The organism is Streptomyces sp. NPDC003036 (genome assembly GCF_040611175.1).
Lineage (GTDB): Bacteria > Actinomycetota > Actinomycetes > Streptomycetales > Streptomycetaceae > Streptomyces.
In genome coordinates, this window is the sequence record NZ_JBEXNO010000043.1 from 22,123 (window position 1) to 38,933 (window position 16,811).

The 16,811-nt window shown below is 71.4% G+C and carries 20 protein-coding genes and 1 pseudogene; 6 read left to right on the top strand and 15 right to left on the bottom strand.

Features of this window, described 5'->3' with window-relative positions; translation table 11 throughout:
* Nucleotides 1–73: 73 nt before the first annotated feature.
* The 6 genes and pseudogenes from ABZX67_RS26995 to ABZX67_RS27020 form a co-directional block, all read right to left on the bottom strand.
* Nucleotides 74–220: pseudogene (locus tag ABZX67_RS26995) on the bottom strand (folate-binding protein); the annotation flags it as partial.
* A 22-nt stretch (nt 221–242) separates the two neighbouring features.
* A complete protein-coding gene (locus tag ABZX67_RS27000; RefSeq protein ID WP_355365029.1) occupies nt 243–680 on the bottom strand; it encodes a transcriptional repressor in 438 nt (145 codons plus the stop codon).
* A 40-nt stretch (nt 681–720) separates the two neighbouring features.
* A complete protein-coding gene (locus tag ABZX67_RS27005) occupies nt 721–1,293 on the bottom strand; it encodes an FABP family protein (protein ID WP_355365032.1) in 573 nt (190 codons plus the stop codon).
* Between the two features lie 229 nt (nt 1,294–1,522).
* Nucleotides 1,523–2,326 carry a hypothetical protein gene (locus ABZX67_RS27010; protein ID WP_355365035.1) on the bottom strand — a complete coding sequence of 268 codons (804 nt, stop codon included), beginning with the start codon at nt 2,324–2,326 and terminating at the stop codon, nt 1,523–1,525.
* Nucleotides 2,323–3,099: a hypothetical protein gene (locus tag ABZX67_RS27015; RefSeq protein WP_355365038.1), complete on the bottom strand. Its 777-nt coding sequence runs from the start codon at nt 3,097–3,099 to the stop codon at nt 2,323–2,325. The genes ABZX67_RS27010 and ABZX67_RS27015 overlap by 4 nt, the downstream gene beginning before the upstream one ends.
* A complete protein-coding gene (locus ABZX67_RS27020; protein WP_355365041.1) occupies nt 3,096–3,851 on the bottom strand; it encodes a hypothetical protein in 756 nt (251 codons plus the stop codon). The genes ABZX67_RS27015 and ABZX67_RS27020 overlap by 4 nt, the downstream gene beginning before the upstream one ends.
* Before the next feature lie 106 nt (nt 3,852–3,957).
* Between ABZX67_RS27020 and ABZX67_RS27025 the strand changes: the two genes are divergently transcribed.
* The gene (locus ABZX67_RS27025; protein ID WP_355365044.1) at nt 3,958–4,320 is read left to right on the top strand and encodes a DsrE family protein; all 363 of its coding nucleotides are present in this window, start codon (nt 3,958–3,960) and stop codon (nt 4,318–4,320) included.
* A 3-nt stretch (nt 4,321–4,323) separates the two neighbouring features.
* Here the strand turns inward: ABZX67_RS27025 and ABZX67_RS27030 are convergent, their stop codons facing one another.
* The 8 genes from ABZX67_RS27030 to ABZX67_RS27065 all read right to left on the bottom strand — a co-directional run bounded on the left by ABZX67_RS27030 (nt 4,324) and on the right by ABZX67_RS27065 (nt 9,404).
* Nucleotides 4,324–4,635, bottom strand: coding sequence for a DUF3099 domain-containing protein (locus ABZX67_RS27030; protein ID WP_355365047.1), 312 nt, complete (start codon nt 4,633–4,635; stop codon nt 4,324–4,326).
* A 62-nt stretch (nt 4,636–4,697) separates the two neighbouring features.
* Nucleotides 4,698–4,985, bottom strand: a complete 288-nt coding sequence (locus tag ABZX67_RS27035; RefSeq protein WP_355365050.1) for a DUF1416 domain-containing protein — start codon at nt 4,983–4,985, stop codon at nt 4,698–4,700.
* Nucleotides 4,986–5,028: 43 nt separating this feature from the next.
* Nucleotides 5,029–5,874, bottom strand: a complete 846-nt coding sequence (locus ABZX67_RS27040) for a sulfurtransferase (RefSeq protein ID WP_355365053.1) — start codon at nt 5,872–5,874, stop codon at nt 5,029–5,031.
* A gap of 176 nt (nt 5,875–6,050) precedes the next feature.
* Complete coding sequence (locus ABZX67_RS27045; protein ID WP_350497993.1) at nt 6,051–6,131, bottom strand: putative leader peptide; 81 nt, start codon at nt 6,129–6,131, stop codon at nt 6,051–6,053.
* Nucleotides 6,132–6,327: 196 nt separating this feature from the next.
* Nucleotides 6,328–7,023 (bottom strand): DUF2993 domain-containing protein, encoded by a 696-nt coding sequence (locus tag ABZX67_RS27050; protein WP_355365056.1) that lies wholly within the window; start codon nt 7,021–7,023, stop codon nt 6,328–6,330.
* A 112-nt stretch (nt 7,024–7,135) separates the two neighbouring features.
* Entirely contained in the window at nt 7,136–8,347 is a 1,212-nt protein-coding gene (locus tag ABZX67_RS27055; RefSeq protein WP_355365059.1) for a hypothetical protein, read from the bottom strand.
* A complete protein-coding gene (locus ABZX67_RS27060) occupies nt 8,283–8,537 on the bottom strand; it encodes a MoaD/ThiS family protein (protein ID WP_355365062.1) in 255 nt (84 codons plus the stop codon). The genes ABZX67_RS27055 and ABZX67_RS27060 overlap by 65 nt, the downstream gene beginning before the upstream one ends.
* A gap of 51 nt (nt 8,538–8,588) precedes the next feature.
* A complete protein-coding gene (locus ABZX67_RS27065) occupies nt 8,589–9,404 on the bottom strand; it encodes an alpha/beta fold hydrolase (RefSeq protein ID WP_355365065.1) in 816 nt (271 codons plus the stop codon).
* 221 nt (nt 9,405–9,625) lie between these two features.
* Here ABZX67_RS27065 and ABZX67_RS27070 point away from each other — a divergent pair, with 221 nt between their 5' ends.
* The 5 genes from ABZX67_RS27070 (at nt 9,626) to ABZX67_RS27090 (ending at nt 14,728) form a co-directional block, all read left to right on the top strand.
* Nucleotides 9,626–10,411, top strand: a complete 786-nt coding sequence (locus ABZX67_RS27070; RefSeq protein ID WP_355365068.1) for a response regulator transcription factor — start codon at nt 9,626–9,628, stop codon at nt 10,409–10,411.
* Between the two features lie 24 nt (nt 10,412–10,435).
* A complete protein-coding gene (locus ABZX67_RS27075) occupies nt 10,436–11,464 on the top strand; it encodes a LacI family DNA-binding transcriptional regulator (protein WP_355365072.1) in 1,029 nt (342 codons plus the stop codon).
* Nucleotides 11,465–11,574: 110 nt separating this feature from the next.
* On the top strand, nt 11,575–12,549 hold the full coding sequence (locus ABZX67_RS27080; RefSeq protein WP_355365075.1) for a trypsin-like peptidase domain-containing protein: 975 nt from the start codon (nt 11,575–11,577) through the stop codon (nt 12,547–12,549).
* 29 nt (nt 12,550–12,578) lie between these two features.
* Complete coding sequence (locus tag ABZX67_RS27085; RefSeq protein ID WP_355365078.1) at nt 12,579–13,310, top strand: response regulator transcription factor; 732 nt, start codon at nt 12,579–12,581, stop codon at nt 13,308–13,310.
* Entirely contained in the window at nt 13,307–14,728 is a 1,422-nt protein-coding gene (locus ABZX67_RS27090; RefSeq protein ID WP_355365081.1) for a HAMP domain-containing sensor histidine kinase, read from the top strand. Before ABZX67_RS27085 ends, ABZX67_RS27090 begins: the two co-directional genes overlap by 4 nt.
* Nucleotides 14,729–14,803: 75 nt before the next feature.
* On the opposite strand, the gene ABZX67_RS27095 is transcribed toward ABZX67_RS27090, so the two are convergent.
* A complete protein-coding gene (locus ABZX67_RS27095; protein ID WP_355365084.1) occupies nt 14,804–16,612 on the bottom strand; it encodes a bifunctional metallophosphatase/5'-nucleotidase in 1,809 nt (602 codons plus the stop codon).
* Nucleotides 16,613–16,811 lie beyond the last annotated feature (199 nt).

Genomic DNA, 16,811 nt, shown 5'->3' on the forward strand with positions numbered 1-16,811 from the left:
CATGTTGGCGACTGACGGGCCCTGGTGGTTCTTGGTGACCCAGTCGATGCCCGCGACGACCTGCTCGGTGGTGCACGCCTCGGTGGCTGAGGTCCACCATGCCTTTGCCGTCGGCGAGGGCGCGCTGCTCACGGAACAGGTCGCCGTAGTGCGCGGCGACCCCTTCGTCGCGTCCCTCGGCGGGCACCGCGCCGGGCAGGGACAGGAGAGGGCTCTTCATGGCAGCAAGCCTACGACCCGTACTACGAACCGCTGGTCGTACGTTTCGCCGTGCAGTCCCGGCACCGCCCGAAGATCGCGAAGTGCTTCAGGTCGGTGTCGAAGCCGAAGGTCTCGCGGAGCTTCCCGGTGAACTCGGCGGCCACCTCCACATCCGCCTCGATGACCTCCGTACAGTCCCGGCACACCAGGTGCAGGTGGTGGTGGCGGTCGGCCAGGTGGTACGTCGGGGCGCCGTGCCCGAGGTGGGCGTGGCTGACAAGTCCGAGCTCTTCCAGCAGCTCCAGCGTCCGGTAGACGGTGGAGATGTTCACGCCGGAGGCGGTCTTGCGGACCTCGGTGAGGATGTCGTCGGGCGTCGCGTGCCCCAGCGCGTCCACCGCTTCCAGGACAAGCTGGCGCTGGGGAGTCAGCCGGTAGCCGCGCTCCCGCAGATCGCTCTTCCAGTCGGTGCTCACCACGCGCTCCAGTGTAGGAGCACCGACCGCCGATTCACCGGGCCTACTTGAAGAAGGCGATGCCGTCGTCCGGCAGGTCGCCCAGGTCCTTGGCCCACGCCGCGACCTCGTCGGGCGTGACGACCTTCTTCAGGTGCGCCGACATGTACGGCCGCAGCGGCACCTCGGGCGTCGACTTCTCGCCGACCCACATCAGGTCGCCCTTCACATAGCCGTACAGCCGCTTGCCACCGCTGTACGGGCCCGAGGCCGCGGTACGCGCGACGGCGTCCGTGACCAGGTCGATCTGCGGCTTCTGGTCGGCGAGCTCGCCGTACCACACCTCGACGACGCCCTGGTCGCGCACCATCACGATTTCGACCTTGCGGTCCTTGTCGATGCGCCAGTAGCCGCTCTCGCTCTCCAGGGGGCGGACCTTCTGGCCCTCGGCGTCCAGGACCCAGGTGCGGGAGGTGTACTCGATGAAGTCCCGCCCGTCATGGCTGAAGGTCACGGACTGACCGAAGTTGCACTTCTCGGCACCGGGGAAGTCGGAGACACCCGCGCCCTCCCACGTACCCAGGAGGAACGCGAGGGGAACGAGGTCGGGGTTCAGGTCGGACGGGATCTCGATCATGAGCAGCTCTGTCGGTCGGTGGGAGTGGTCAGCGCTGGCCCTGGTACAGCTTCTTCACGGTCAGGGCGGCGAAGGCGACGACGCCGACGCAGACCAGGACCAGCAGGGCGGAGAAGAAAGCCTCAAGCACGGGTGCTCCTCGGTGAGCGATGTGGGTGAAGAAGGGGCCGGCTCCCAGCGTAATGGGTGGGACCCGGCCCCTCGGTGTGAGGTGCGTCCGACGCCCGCGTCAGCCGAGGAGCTGGTTCTGCAGCACGACCGTCTGGTGGAACGGCACCTCGGCGGTGTCGCCCTTGCGGGACTGCACGATCATCGCGACGGTGTCGCCGGCGACGATGTAGGCGAGCCGGGTCCGCTCCGGCCCGTACGGCGCCTTCTCGACGTACGCGTGCGAGGTCGTCCCGGGCACCACGTCCTGGCTGGGCCACTTCTCGTCGGGCGCGAGGTCCGGGGAGCCGGCCAGGGGCTTCCCGGCGGCGGCACCGAACTCCAGGTCGACGTCCTGGAAGGCCTGGGTGAAGGCCACCGAGTCGAATCGCAGCAGGTGGATACGGGTGGAGGTGCCGTCGGGCATGGTCCAGCCGCGGGCGACGACGTGCCGGACGGCGTGCTCGGTGAGCGCCTGCTGGAGCGCGGGCCGCTCGTCCTTCTCGTACTCGGCGAGGTACTGGCCGACGGTCGTCCAGCCACCGTTCAGTTTCTTGTCGACGGTGGCGCCGGCGGGCGCGGGCAGCAGCAGCTTGCGCAGGTCGGCGTGGTGGGCCTCGGCCTGGTTGCCGTCGGTGAAGGGACGCGGGGAGCCCTGGGGCAGCGCGGGGAGCGTCAGCTTCGGGTACTCCCAGCGCCCGTCGTGCTCGGTCGCGAGCCCCGGCACCTCGTGCCGCTCCATCCCGCTGATCCCGTACGCCGTCCCGGCCCCGAGCCCGCCGCACACCACGGCAGCGGTGACCCACCGCCCCACAGCCCGCAGGACCCTTCGCGTACGGACGCCGGTCGTGGGGTCCGTCGCGATCGGTGCGGTGTCGTCCGTCATATGTACTCCCCCGGGGACGCGATGTGGTCGAGCTGGTCCTTGACCAGATCGGCCACTTCCGAGCGGTCGAGCGGCTTCGTGCCGTACGCCTTGACGGCCACTTGGAGATCGTTCGCGTACGAGGCGCAGTGCATCGACTCCAGGGCCGCGTCCCCGCCGTCCTTCTTCAGCGGCCGCACAAAGCAGCTGGCCTTCTTGTGGCCCTCGATCTTGGGGCCCTTCTTCATGTCCAGTGCCTCGGCCAGGTCCGTTCGGAGCTGGTGCAGGTCGTGGATCTCCTTCGTGTCCTTCATCCGCACGATCTGAACCTCCAGGACCAGGTCGTTGCCGTACGAGACGTACGAGCGCATGGCGATGCCCTGGACGCCCAGCTCGTCGATGCGCTTGTCGAAGGCGCGGCGCTTCTTGCCGGCCAGTCCGCGGCCGGACTCCTTGATCAGGGCCGTGGCGGCCTTGCCACTCAGCTCGCCGTCGTTGCCGTAGTCGGCGATGTCCGGGCCGAGGTGGTACGACTCCGGCACCGGCATCAGCAGCTTGCCGAGCGGCGTGTGCGCGCGGCCCTTCTCGAAGCCGGCCGCCGGGTCCTTGGCGTTGGCCTCCTTGGGCCCCGACCACAGCGTGGTGGTGACGCTCCGGTCCGCCGTGTCGACCGTGTGCCGCGTGTACGCCAGCCCACCGCCGACCGCGCCCAGCACCAGGGCCAACGGCAAGGCGATCCCGAAGACATTGCGGGCCCTGCCCGGTGTCCGGCGCGGCTCGTGCTCCTCGTTCACAGGCGCTCCAGCTGTTGTTCGGCGAGCTTGCGGATGACGTCCTTGCCGATGCGCTCCGTGTCGAAGACGTCGATGTCGACCATCACGTCACCTCGGTGGAAGATCGCCCGCGCCCGGTACATCGGGAGGTAGCCGGGCTTGTTCTTGACGGGGTACAGGTAGTAGCGCCCTTCGGTGCTGCCGTTGATCGGATCGCCGTCGTTGCCGGCTCCGTTCTTGTCCTCGGGCATGTAGGCGCGCTGACCGGAGGCGTGGAGGGCGGCGCCCCGCTGGTACCCGGCGTGGAACTGCACGAGCTTGATGGTGGTGTCGCGGTGCTCTTCCTCCGACCAGCCGGCGATGGCGATCCGGCGGAGCCCCTGTCCGACGAGGTTCTCGAACATGTAGTCCTCGTCCTTGAACTCGAGCGCGTAGTCCACGGGGTCAAGCCAGCCGTCGCCCACACTCCAGTTGTCCAGGTCGCGTGCGCCCTTCGGCCGCGGCAGCAGCAGCTTCCGGAGGTCGCCCTCCGTCCGGACCGCGCGGTCCTCGGCGGCGCTCAGCGGCCTCGGCTCCTGGCCCTTGGGCAGGGGCTTCGCCGGGTAGGCGAGGCCCGGCTGGTTCAACGGCGGAAGCGGTGTCGGCGGACGGTCGGCCTGGATCCGGTAGCCGGTGGCCGTGCCGCCGACGATCCCGATGACGGCCGCCGCGGCGATCAGGAGCGCCGTACGGCCACGCCGACGGCGCTGCGCCGGTCTTTCTTCGATGTCCAAGAGGTCCCCCCACGAGACCGGTGAAGTGCGGGCTCGGATACCTGCACACATCACTGACATGTACAGGCAGCGCAGGGTTGTACGCGCGCGGATTACAGTTCCGCGTATGGCGAAGAAGCTCGTGATCAAGGTGACCGCCGGGGCCGACGCCCCCGAGCGGTGCTCGCAGGCGTTCACGGTGGCGGCGGTGGCCGTGGCCAGTGGGGTGGAGGTCTCGCTCTGGCTGACCGGCGAGTCGTCGTGGTTCGCGCTGCCCGGGCGCGCGGCCGAGTTCGAGCTGCCGCACGCCGCGCCGCTGCCCGATCTGATCGAGTCGATCCAGGCGAACGGGCGCATCACGCTGTGCACGCAGTGCGCGGCACGCCGCGAGATCACGGAGCAGGACGTGCTGGAGGGCGTGCGCATCGCGGGCGCGCAGGTCTTCGTCAGCGAGGCGATGGCCGAGGGGACGCAGGCGCTCGTCTACTGAGCCCTACGGGCGCTTCCGCTTGCCGTCGAGCTCGTCCCACCACTCGTCGGACTTCGGGTCGCCGGACGGGTCGTCCCACCAGCGGTCGTCCGGCCCGCGCCGGTTCGCGATCATCGCGGCGACGGGCGGGATGACCATGGCGACGAAGCACATCGCGACCGCTGCCGTGACCGACCACAGCCGGACGACGGCCCAGGCGCCCACGAAGAGCACCAGGCAGGCCGTCATCAGCGTGAAGTAGACACGCCTGCGCCGCGCCAGCATGTAATCAGCGTACGACCGAAGGGCCGCACCTCGGTCCCGGTAAGCGTCCAACCCCCAGGAGGTGCGGCCCTTCGGCCGGTATGTGTGACGTCGCCGTCAGAGCGTCGTCGCCGTCAGACCGCGATCGCGACCTCGGCCAGGCCGCCCTGCTGCGCGACGACCGTGCGGTCGGCCGTGGCGCCGGGGACCAGCGCGCGGACGGTCCACGTGCCCTCGGCGGCGTAGAAGCGGAACTGGCCCGTCGCGGAGGTCGGGACCTCGGCGGTGAACTCGCCGGTCGAGTCCAGCAGGCGGACGTAACCGGTGACGGGCTCGCCGTTACGGGTCACCTGGCCCTGGATCGTGGTCTCACCGGGCTTGATCGTCGAAGCGTCCGGGCCGCCGGCCTGTGCTCCACACATGGGTACTCCTGAGGGGTGTGAGGGGTGGACGGGAGGTCCGGGATTACTTGTTGGCGCCGAGCTCGATCGGCACGCCGACGAGGGAGCCGTACTCGGTCCACGAGCCGTCGTAGTTCTTGACGTTCTCCTGGCCGAGCAGCTCGTGCAGGACGAACCAGGTCAGGGCCGAGCGCTCACCGATGCGGCAGTAGGCGATGGTGTCCTTGGCCAGGTCGACCTGCTCCTGGGCGTAGAGCTCCTTGAGCTCCTCGTCGGACTTGAAGGTGCCGTCGTCGTTGGCGTTCTTCGACCACGGGATGTTGCGGGCGCTCGGCACGTGGCCGGGGCGCTGCGACTGCTCCTGCGGGAGGTGCGCCGGGGCGAGCAGCTTGCCGCTGAACTCGTCGGGGGAGCGCACGTCGACGATGTTCAGGCTGCCGATGGCGGCGACGACGTCGTCGCGGAAGGCGCGGATCGAGGTGTCCTGCGGCTTGGCCTTGTACTGGGTGGCCGGGCGGTTCGGGACCTCGGAGCCGTCGACCAGGTCGCGGGAGTCGAGCTCCCACTTCTTGCGGCCGCCGTCGAGCAGCTTGACGTTCTCGTGGCCGTACAGCTTGAAGTACCAGTAGGCGTACGCGGCGAACCAGTTGTTGTTGCCGCCGTAGAGGACGACGGTGTCGTCGTTGGCGATGCCCTTCGCGGACAGGAGCTTCTCGAAGCCCTCCTGGTCGACGAAGTCGCGGCGGACCGGGTCCTGGAGGTCCTGCTTCCAGTCGATCCGGACGGCGTTCTTGATGTGGTTCTTGTCGTACGCGGACGTGTCCTCGTCCACCTCGACGATGACGACCTTCGGGTCGTCGATGTGGGCCTCGACCCAGTCGGCGTCTACCAGGACGTCGCTGCGGCTCATGCTTTTCTCCTCCGGGGCAGTGTGCGGCGGGGTGTGGCGGGTGGTGCCGGCCGGCCGTCGGTCGCTCGTCGTGTACGGGGTACGCGGGTACGGGCGCGCTCGTCGGCTGCGTTCGGCACGGGGGATGGGCCCGAGGTGCTCAAGGGCCCGGGGAAGGCGGGAGGTTGGGGTCCCGCTCAGACGGAGCGACAGAGCATGGCGGCGACGCGGCACAGGTCTACTGCCCGCCGCTTCGTGAGGTCCGCCTGTCGCTTCATGGGTCAGATCGTAGGGACGGACGGGCGGCCGTGTCACCGGCGTGTCGCATTTCGAGACGCGATCGTCCGCGATGTGGGATGAGGTAGGGCCCCGGAGCCTCCCCGGCCCCGCGCCTCTCAGGCCGTCGTCGCAGGTGGTTTACGGAGCGGACGCCGCCGTCTCACCATGTGGCCACGGCCCCCTGGAGCTCGCTCGTCAGCCCGCCAGGACGACGTTCGTGCCGGTCAGCGTGATGACGACGCCCTCGGCCGTCGCCTCGACCTTCTGGAGCTTCAGGCCGGCCGGCAGGCCGGCGACCGAGCGGTCGAAGTCCGTGCGCTCGCGGACCCGCTCCTCCACGCCGGGTATGCCCTCGCCGGGCACCTCGTCGGCGCGGACCCGGATCGTGTCGCCGTCGGCGATGCTCACGGTCGACAGCACGCTGCGCGTGACGCTGCCCAGCACCGGGACCTGCACCGAGCCGGTGACCTTCACCTTGCCGTTGCCGCCGTAGCCGACGGTGACGTCCTCGCCGGACGCCTTGGCGAGCTCGGCGTACGAGACGCGCGCGGTGCCGGTGGCGGTGGCGGCGGTGGCCGTGGAGAAGTTGCTCCCCAGCCGTACGTCGTGGAGCGCGGCGGTCATCCGGGCGATGTGCAGCGTGCGGCCGCCGGCCTGCGCCTCGACGCCGTTGAGGGTGACGTCCACCTCGTCGAGCTCCTTGCCCAGCACCTGCGTCAGGAATGGGAAGCCCTTGATGGAGACGTCCGCCGAGCCGCCGCCCACGCCCCGCTGGGCCTGGATCTTGCCGGCCACCTCGCCCTCCGCGTAGTTCAGCGCCAGCCGGTCCGCGGCGATGAAGAGGCCACCGAGTACCACGGCGGTGATCAGCAGTATTCGCAGTGCTCGCATGGTTCGGTGATCCCCCACCCTTGTCGCGCCCGGCCCCCCGTCACGTCATGATCGACGTACGGGATCGTTCATTGGTTCCCTCACGAAAAGCCGCGGCCGTCAGCCGCAGCCGTCACACCAGCACGCGCCCCAGCAGGTACACGGCGGGCGCGGCGACCGCGAGCGGCAGCGCCACCCCGGCCGTCATGTGCACGAAGCGCGACGGGTAGTCGTAGCTCGCCACCCGGTGGCCGACCAGCGCGCAGACCCCCGCGCCGAGCCCCAGCAGCGCGCCGCCGAGCGGCCCGGCACCGACCGGCCCCCCGGCGGCGGCCCCGGCTCCGGCGGCCGCCAGCAGGCCCCCGAGGAGCGACACGGCACCCGGCAGCGGCAGCGCGCGGACGAGCACCGCGGCCGCGGCCGCGAGGGCGCCCACGACCACCGCGTCCGGCGCGGCGGCGAGGTACCCGGCCGCGACGACGGCCAGCGCCGACGAGGCCACCGTGGCCATCAGCCCGTACCGCCGCTCGTCGGCGCCCGCGTGGCTGCGCAGCTGGAGCACGAGCACCAGCAGCACCCACACCCCGAGGGTGCCGAGGATCGCGACGGGCGCGTGCTCCTCACCGGCGGCGAGCAGCGCGATGTCGGCGGTGACGCCGCCCGCGAAGGCGAGCGCGATGCCCTGCCGGGCCGGCCACATGCCGTTGAGCCGGAACCATCCGGCGGCCGTGACGGCCTGGAGCAGCACCAGCGGGACGAGGAGCCCGTACGGGGAGAGGGCGGCGCCCGCGGCGAGCAGGACGCCGAGCAGCGCCGTGAGCGCGGCCGGCTGGACACCGGGCTCGATGATCGGCGAACGGCCCTCGGCGCGGGCGCGCTGGGCGGCGGTCATCCGGGCGTTGCCCAGCGTGGTGGGCGCGCCGTACTCGGGGACCTCCGCCACCGCGGGGGCCGGTTCGGGCGCCACCGGGCGCAGCATCGTCGTCGGGGTGTCGTACGGCATTTCCGGCGGCAGCGGGTACGAGACCGGGGGCTGGGCCTGGGGGTGGGCCGGAGGCTGGGCCTGGGCCGCCGCCTGCTGCTGCTCCTGCACGCTCGGCTGGTAGTTCGTGTCCCAGGTCTGGCCCTGCCACGTCTGCGCGACGCCGGGCTCGGGCTCGGGCTCCTGGTAGCCGTACGCCTGATGCCCGTACGCCTGCTGCTCGTACGACGGACCGCCGTACGACGACTCGCCGTACGGCGGGTACTGCTGGTCGCTGCTGCTGCTCATGGTGTGCGGTTCACCCTCCTGCGAACGGCGGGAGCACCTCGACCGTGCCGCCCTCGGCCAGCCGTACGGTCTCATGCGCCCGGGTCCCGACGGGGTCGCCGTCGACCAGGAAGGAACACCGCTGGAGCACGCGGGCGAGCTCGCCCGGGTGCCGCTCGCGCACGGCCTCCAGCGCCTCGGCCAGGGTCTCCGCGGCGTACGGCTCCTCGGCGGTCCCGGCGGCGGCCTTGGCCGCGGCCCAGTAGCGGATGGTCCCCGCTGCCATAGCGGCACTCCTCTCGTCGGCCTCATCGGCCTCGTCGGCATCCATGATGGGCTATGCCGCCGACAGCCAGTCCGCGAGCCGGGTGAGGAGGGCGTCGTCGGCGGCGTTCTCGGCGTGGCCCATGCCCGGCTCCAGCCACAGCTCGGACGGTCCGGCCGCCGCCAGCATCCGCGGGTGGTCCAGCGGGAAGTACGGGTCGCGGTCGCCGTGCACGATCAGCAGCGGCGCCGGCGCGATCAGCGGCACCGCCTCGACCGGCGGCATCGGCACCGGGTCCCAGTCGCGGTCGTGGATGCGGGTGCGCAGCCCGTAGCGGCCCACCAGGCGCCCGGCGGGCCGGGTCACCACCCAGTGCAGCCGGCGCATCGGAGCCGTACCCCGGTAGTACCAGCGCGCGGGAGCGCTCACGGCGGCGACCGCGTCCGCGCGCGCCCTCGGGTCGTCCCGGTACAGCGCGCCGTGCCGCAGCGCCACCGAGCCGCCCATGGAGAAGCCGACCGTCACCACACGCGTGTACCCGAGCTCCCGCGCCCAGCTCACGGTCGCGGCCAGGTCCAGCACCTCGCGGTCGCCGACCGTCGAGCGGCCGCCGGAGCGGCCGTGCCCCCGGAAGGAGAAGGTCACCACCGCCGCGCGCCGCGAGAAGGCCCGCGCCGCCCGCCGGACGGCCGGCCGGTCCACCGAGCCGGTGAAGCCGTGGGCGACAACGATGGCCGTGTCCGTCACACTGTCCCTATGGCCCATATGCGGCTCGTGTACCGCTTCGATACGGATCCCGTCGGGGGTACGGAGGGTGGCGCGCAGAAGTCCAGGAGTGACCGAGGAAACATCCGCGATGTGAAACGCACCCTCTGCCTCGGATCCCATGTCGGCTATTGTGCTGGGAAGAGGATCCGGGCGAAGCAGCCCCCGGGTCCTTTTGTGTTTTGCCACCGTTGTTACAGGCGGATGAACAAAGGCTCTCTGGGCGCGGGAGTCGACAGCAGTGCCACAGGACGTCCTCGCAGGGACCGAGGAGGAACCGACGTTATGGGCGAGCGAACCGTGCACGACCGAGGAACGACGACCCGGGCAGGTGGGGCGTCGCGATGAGCTCTCTGCTGCTCCTGACCAATGCCCTCCAGCCGTCCACGGAGGTGCTCCCCGCCCTCGGACTGCTGCTGCACAACGTGCGCGTGGCGCCCGCCGAGGGCCCCGCACTCGTCGACACCCCCGGTGCCGACGTGATCCTCGTCGACGGCCGCCGCGACCTGCCGCAGGTGCGGTCGCTGTGCCAGCTGCTGCGCTCCACCGGGCCCGGCTGCCCGCTGATCCTGGTCGTCACGGAGGGCGGACTGGCCGCCGTCACCGCCGACTGGGGCATCGACGACGTCCTGCTGGACACGGCGGGCCCCGCCGAGGTCGAGGCGCGGCTGCGCCTGGCGATGGGCCGCCAGCAGATCACCGCCGACGACTCCCCGATGGAGATCCGCAACGGCGACCTGTCGGTGGACGAGGCGACGTACAGCGCGAAGCTGAAGGGACGGGTCCTGGACCTGACCTTCAAGGAGTTCGAGCTGCTGAAGTACCTCGCCCAGCACCCGGGCCGGGTCTTCACCCGCGCCCAGCTCCTGCAGGAGGTCTGGGGCTACGACTACTTCGGCGGCACGCGGACGGTCGACGTCCACGTACGGCGGCTGCGCGCCAAGCTGGGGCCCGAGCACGAGTCGCTCATCGGAACCGTCCGGAACGTCGGCTACCGGTTCGTCACCCCGGAGAAGGTGGAGCGCGCGGCCGACGAAGCCCGTACGAAGGAGGCCAAAAAGGCCGCCGTCACCCGTACGGCCGACACCGAAGAGGTCGAGGAAGCGGCCGTACGACCTGCCCAGAGGTAGGTCACCCCGCGTAGACTGCGGCGCGTGGCCAAGGTGACGCGGGACGACGTGGCACGACTTGCGGGTACTTCGACCGCGGTCGTGAGCTACGTCATCAACAACGGACCCCGGCCGGTCGCCCCGGCCACGCGCGAGCGGGTACTCGCAGCGATCAAGGAGCTGGGCTACCGGCCCGACCGGGTCGCCCAGGCCATGGCCTCGCGGCGCACGGACCTCATAGGCATGATCGTCCCCGACGCCCGGCAGCCGTTCTTCGCGGAGATGGCGCACGCGGTCGAACGGGCCGCCGCCGACCGCGGCAAGATGGTCCTCGTCGGCAACTCGGACTACCGCGACGAGCGCGAGCTGCACTACCTGCGGGCCTTCCTCGGCATGCGGGTCGCCGGCCTCATCCTGGTCAGCCAGGGCCCCAGCCAGCGCGCCGCGCAGGAGATCGAGGCGTGGGACGCCCGCGTGGTGCTGCTGCACGAGCGGCCCGAGGCCATCGACGACGTCGCGGTCGTCACGGACGACATCGGCGGTGCCCAGCTCGCCGTCCGCCACCTGCTGGAGCACGGCCACGCGTACGTCGCCTGCCTCGGCGGCGTCGAGTCGACCCCGGCGGTCGGCGACCCGGTGGCCGACCACGAGGAGGGCTGGCGCCGCGCGATGCTGGAGTCCGGCCGCTCGGTGGAGGGCCGGCTGTTCCAGGCCGCGTACAACCGCTACGACGCGTACCAGGTCGCCCTGAAGATCCTGTCCGGCCCGGACCGGCCTCCGGCGATCTTCTGCTCCACCGACGACCAGGCCATCGGCGTCCTGCGCGCCGCCCGCGAGCTCCGCCTCGACGTCCCCGGCGACCTCGCGGTCGCGGGCTTCGACAACGTGAAGGAAGCCGCCCTGACGGACCCGCCCCTGACGACGGTCTCCTCCGACCGTCCGGCGATGGCCCGCGCGGCGGTGGACCTGGTCCTCGACGACGGGCTCAGGGTGGCGGGCTCGCGCCGGGAGCGGGTGAAGCAGTTCCCGTCGGCGCTGATCGTGCGCCGGTCGTGCGGGTGTGACGGGGAGTAGGCGGCGCGCAGGCGCTCCGCGCGGCTCTTTATATGCGGCATACGGGAATCTGTCCGGACTCTTAGGGCGTCCTCAGCGTCCTCTCATGTACGGCACCGAGAGTCGTATCCATGACGGACTACTCGCAACGTGACCAGCAGCAGACGTCCCCGCCGTACCCGCCGCCGCCGGCGTACGCGCCACCCGAGTACGCCTCACCCGGGTACGCGCCCGCGCCGCCACGGCGCGAGCGGGCCCGGCGGCCCGTCGCGCTCATCGTCGCCGTCGCCATCGCGGCCGCCGGGATAGGGGGCGGGGCGTCGGCGCTGGTGCAGCAGGTGAGCCGGGGCGGGGAGGGCGCGGGGAGCGCGGTCAATGGGACCAGCGTGGCGCAGTCCAGCAAGGGCACCGTCGCCGGCGTCGCGCAGGCCGTGTCGCCGAGCATCGTCGAGATCAAGGCGGCGTCCACGGCCGGGCGGTCCACCGGATCGGGGGTGATCATCACCGGCGACGGCGAGATCATCACCAACAACCACGTGATCTCCGGCGCCTCCGAGATCACGGTCCGGCTCAGCGACGGCACGACGTACGCCGCCGAGGTCGTCGGCACCGACCCCGGCAAGGACCTCGCGCTGATCAAGCTCAAGGGCGCCTCCGGGCTGAAGCCCGCCACACTCGGCGACTCCGGCAAGGTGCGCGTCGGGGACCAGGTCGTCGCGATCGGCTCGCCCGAGGGCCTGACCGGCACCGTCACCAGCGGGATCGTCTCCGCGCTCGACCGCGATGTGACGGTCTCCAAGGAGGGGGACCAGCAGCCGCAGGACCCGGGACAGGGGTGGCCGTTCGAGTTCGGCGGGCAGGAGTTCAACGGCGACACCGGCCGGTCGAAGACGACGTACAAGGCCATCCAGACCGACGCCTCCCTCAACCCCGGCAACTCCGGCGGCGCGCTGATCAACATGAACGGCGAGGTCATCGGCATCAACTCCGCCATGTACTCGCCGAGCGCCGCCACCGGGTCCACCGCCGGCAGCGTGGGCCTCGGTTTCGCCATACCCGTCAACACCGTCAAGGCCGACCTCGACGAGCTCCGCGACGGCTCCTGAACGCGTGCGAGGCTGACTCCGTGAACCTCATGAACCCCGTGAACGCACCCGCTGACGCCGAGCGCATCCTGATCGTCGACGACGAGCCCGCCGTCCGCGAGGCGCTCCAGCGCAGCCTCGCCTTCGAGGGGTACGGCACCGAGGTCGCCGTCGACGGCGTCGACGCGCTCGCGAAGATGGAGGCGTACGCGCCCGATCTCGTGGTGCTCGACATCCAGATGCCCCGCATGGACGGCCTGACCGCCGCGCGCCGCATCCGCGCCGCCCGGTCGACCGTGCCGATCCTGATGCTGACGGCCCGGGACACAGTCGGCGACCGCGTCACCGGACTGGACGCGGGCGCGGACGACTACCTGGTCAAGCCGTTCGAGCTGGACGAGCTGTTCGCCCGGATCCGCGCGCTGCTGCGGCGCAGCTCGTACGCCCGGACCGTGGGCGAGCAGCCGGAAGCGGAGGTGTTGAGCTTCGCGGACCTGCGGATGGACCTGGCGACGCGCGAGGTGACGCGGGGCGGGCGGCGCGTGGAGCTGACCCGTACCGAGTTCACGCTCCTGGAGATGTTCCTGTCGCATCCGCGGCAGGTGCTGACGCGGGAGCAGATCCTCAAGGCCGTGTGGGGCTTCGACTTCGAGCCGAGCTCCAACTCCCTGGACGTGTACGTGATGTACCTGCGGCGCAAGACGGAGGCGGCGGGCGAGCCGCGCCTGGTGCACACCGTCCGGGGCGTGGGCTACGTACTGCGCACGGGGGGCGACGGATGAGGGGCCCGCTGCGACGCTTCCACGCGCTGCCGCTGCGCTCGCGCCTCGCCCTGCTAACGGCGGTCGCGGTCGCGGTGGCGGTGGCCGCGGTGGCGGTGACGTCGTGGTTCATGGTGCGGGGCGCGCTGCTCGGCTCGCTGGACGAGGCGCTGCGGGTCAACCGGGTCGACCCGCGGGGGGTGCTGGAGGAAGTCCGGGCGGGCCGGTGCGCCCCCGACCGCACCACCCAGGACCTGTTCAAGCAGACCATCCAGGTCATCGACGCCAAGGGCAACAGCTGCGTCCTCACCGGCCAGCAGTCCGTCACCGTCACGCCCGCCGACATCGCGGTCGCCGAGGGCCGGGCGGAGGAGACCGCGCACAACGCCAAGGCGTCCGACGGCTCCGAGTACCGCGTGCTCACCTATCCGCTGGCCGGCTACTCCGGTGCCGTGTCCGTGGCCCGCCCCCTCAACGAAGTGGACGACGCGCTCGGCGATCTGACGCTCGTCCTCGCCCTGCTCGCCGGGGTCGGGGCGGTCGGTGCGGGCGCGGCCGGGCTGTGGGTGGCCCGGACCGGGCTCAAGCCCGTCGACCGGCTCACCGGGGCGGTCGAGCACGTGGCGCGGACCGAGGACCTGGCGGTACGCATCCCCGTCGAGGGCGAGGACGAGATCGCCCGCCTGTCGCGGTCGTTCAACGCGATGACGGCCGCGCTCGCCTCCTCCCGCGACCGGCAGGCCCAGCTGATCGCCGACGCCGGGCACGAGTTGCGCACGCCGCTGACCTCGCTGCGGACCAACATCGAGCTGCTGGCGCGCAGTGACGAAACCGGCCGGGCGATCCCGCCCGAGGACCGGCGGGCCCTGATGGCGTCGGTCAAGGCGCAGATGACGGAGCTGGCGGCGCTCATCGGCGACCTCCAGGAGCTGTCCCGGCCGGACGCGACCGGACCCGGCGGCCGGCTGGAGGTGGTGGCGCTGCACGACATCCTGGACACGGCGATCCAGCGGGCGCGGCTGCGCGGCCCCGAGCTGACGATCACGGCCGAGGACGTACGCCCCTGGTACGTACGGGCCGAACCGGCCGGCCTGGAGCGCGCGCTGGTCAACGTCCTCGACAACGCGGTGAAGTTCTCGCCGCCGGGCGGGACGATCGAAGTCACCCTGGTGGACGGCGAGCTGACGGTACGGGACCACGGGCCGGGCATCCCCACCGAGGAGCTCCCGCACGTCTTCGAACGCTTCTGGCGCTCCCCGTCGGCCCGCAGCCTGCCGGGTTCCGGGCTCGGCCTGTCGATCGTCGCCCGCACCGTGAGCCGGGCGGGCGGCGAGGTGCGGCTGATCCCGGTGGGCGCGCGGGAGGGCAGCGGCACCCGCGCGGTGATCCGCCTGCCGGGTGCGCCGACGCCGCCCCCGGCGGCCGCCCCCCACACGTGAGCGGGGCGGCCCGGACCTCGATGGTCCGGGCCGCCCCGCCCCGTGCTCGTACGCGTACCCGCTACGCGACGCCCGCTACTTGACGACCGTGATGCGGTCGGCCGCCGGAGGCGCGATCGGGTTCGACGGCGAGGAGTTCGCCGCCAGGTAGGCGTTCAGCACGTCCAGGTCGGACGCGCCCACCAGCTTGTTCTTGCCCTGGCCGAGCGCCGGGAAGCCGTCGCCGCCACCCGCGAGGAACTCGTTCATCGCGACGCGGTACGTCTTCGCCGGGTCGATCGGCTCACCGTTCAGCTTCACCGAGGCGGCATCGACACGGGCCGCGCCCGTCTTCGTCAGGTCGAGGGTGTAGGTGAAGCCCTTCGACACCTGGAGGATCTTCGGCGAGGCCTCGTTGGAGCCGCTGACCTGCTGCTGGAGACCCGCGATGAGCTGGGCGCCGGTCAGGTCGACGACGTTCATCATGTTGGTGAACGGCTGCACGGTGAACGCCTCGCCGTACGTCACCACCCCGTCGCCCTCGGCGCCGGACGCCTTGTACACCAGGTCCGAGCGGATACCGCCCGGGTTCATCAGCGCGATCTGCGCGCCGCCCTTGTCGGCGGGGGCGAGCCCGGCGAGCTGCGCGTCGGCGATCAGGTCGCCGAGCGGCTTCTCGTACGCCGTGGAGCCGCGGCCGTTGATGTCGGCGGAGATGTAGCCCTGCGGCTTGTTGGCGATGGGCGCGGCGAGCGCGTTCCACCGCTCGATCAGCGAGGTCATGTCGGCGGCCTTCGCCACGTCGCGCGAGACGACGCGGTTGGCCGACTTCACCGCCGTACGGACGATGTCCTTGGTCTTCCGGTCGTACGTCAGCGTCGTGTCGGTGTAGAGCTTGCCGTATGAGGACGCCGACGTGACCATGCGCGGCTTGCCGCTCGGGTCCGGGATCGTGCAGACGTACGCCTGGTGCGTGTGGCCGGTGACCAGGGCGTCGACCTGCGGGCTCAGCCTCTTCGCGATGTCGACGACCGGCCCGGAGATACCGTCGCCCGCACCCGGGCTGTCGCAGTCGTAGTTGTAGGAGGACGAGGCCGGGGCGCCGCCTTCGTGGATGAGGGCGACGATCGACTTGACGCCCTTGCGCTCCAGGACCTTGGTGTACTTGTTGATCGTCTCGACCTCGTCACCGAACTTCAGGCCCTTGACGCCCTCGGCGGTGACGATGTTCGGGGTGCCCTCCAGGGTCACGCCGATGAAGCCGATCTTGACGCCCTTGCGCTCCCAGATGAAGTACGGGTCGAGGATCGGCTTGCCGGTCTTCTCGTCCGTCACGTTGGCGGCGAGGTATGGGAAGTTCGCGCCGGGGAAGGTCTTGCCGTCCTCGTAGCAGCCGCCGGTGGGGTGGCAGCCGCCGTTCTGCATCCGGGCGAGCTCCTTGGCCCCCTCGTCGAACTCGTGGTTGCCGACGGACGTCACATCGAGCTTGAGCTTGTTCAGCGCCTCGATGGTGGGCTCGTCGTGGAAGAGGCCCGACATCAGCGGCGAGGCGCCGATCATGTCGCCGGCGGCGGCGGTGATGGAGTACGGGTGGCCCTGGCGCGCGGTGCGCAGGTGGGTGGCGAGGTACTCGACGCCGCCCGCCTTGATCTTCTCGACCCGGCCGTCCGCGTGCGTGTGGCTGACCTCGCCGGACGATCCGGCCGGGGGCTCCAGGTTGCCGTGCAGGTCGTTGAAGGAGAGCAGCTGTACGTCGACGGTGCGGCCGGAGTGGTGCCCGGCGGCCTGCACCCGGTCGTCGGCGCCCGCCGGCAGGGCTGCGACCACGGCTCCGACGGTCGCCAGTCCGGCGGCGGTGGCGAGTATCCGCGTGACCGCGCGCTGCTTCTTGTGTGTCGCTGACATCTGTCCCCTCTGGGTACGGCAAGGCGTGTGGACGGGTAGGGCCCAGCGCAGCCTAGAGTCAACGCGCGTAGCGCAACAGGGGGGAGCGGGTTACGAGCTGGTTGCCTTCCTCCGAAAGGCCCTAGGTCGTGTCGTCAAAGTCCCGTCTGCCCGGCGACGCCTGGCACGCGCATCTGCCGCCGCCTGGCCCAGCCTCCGG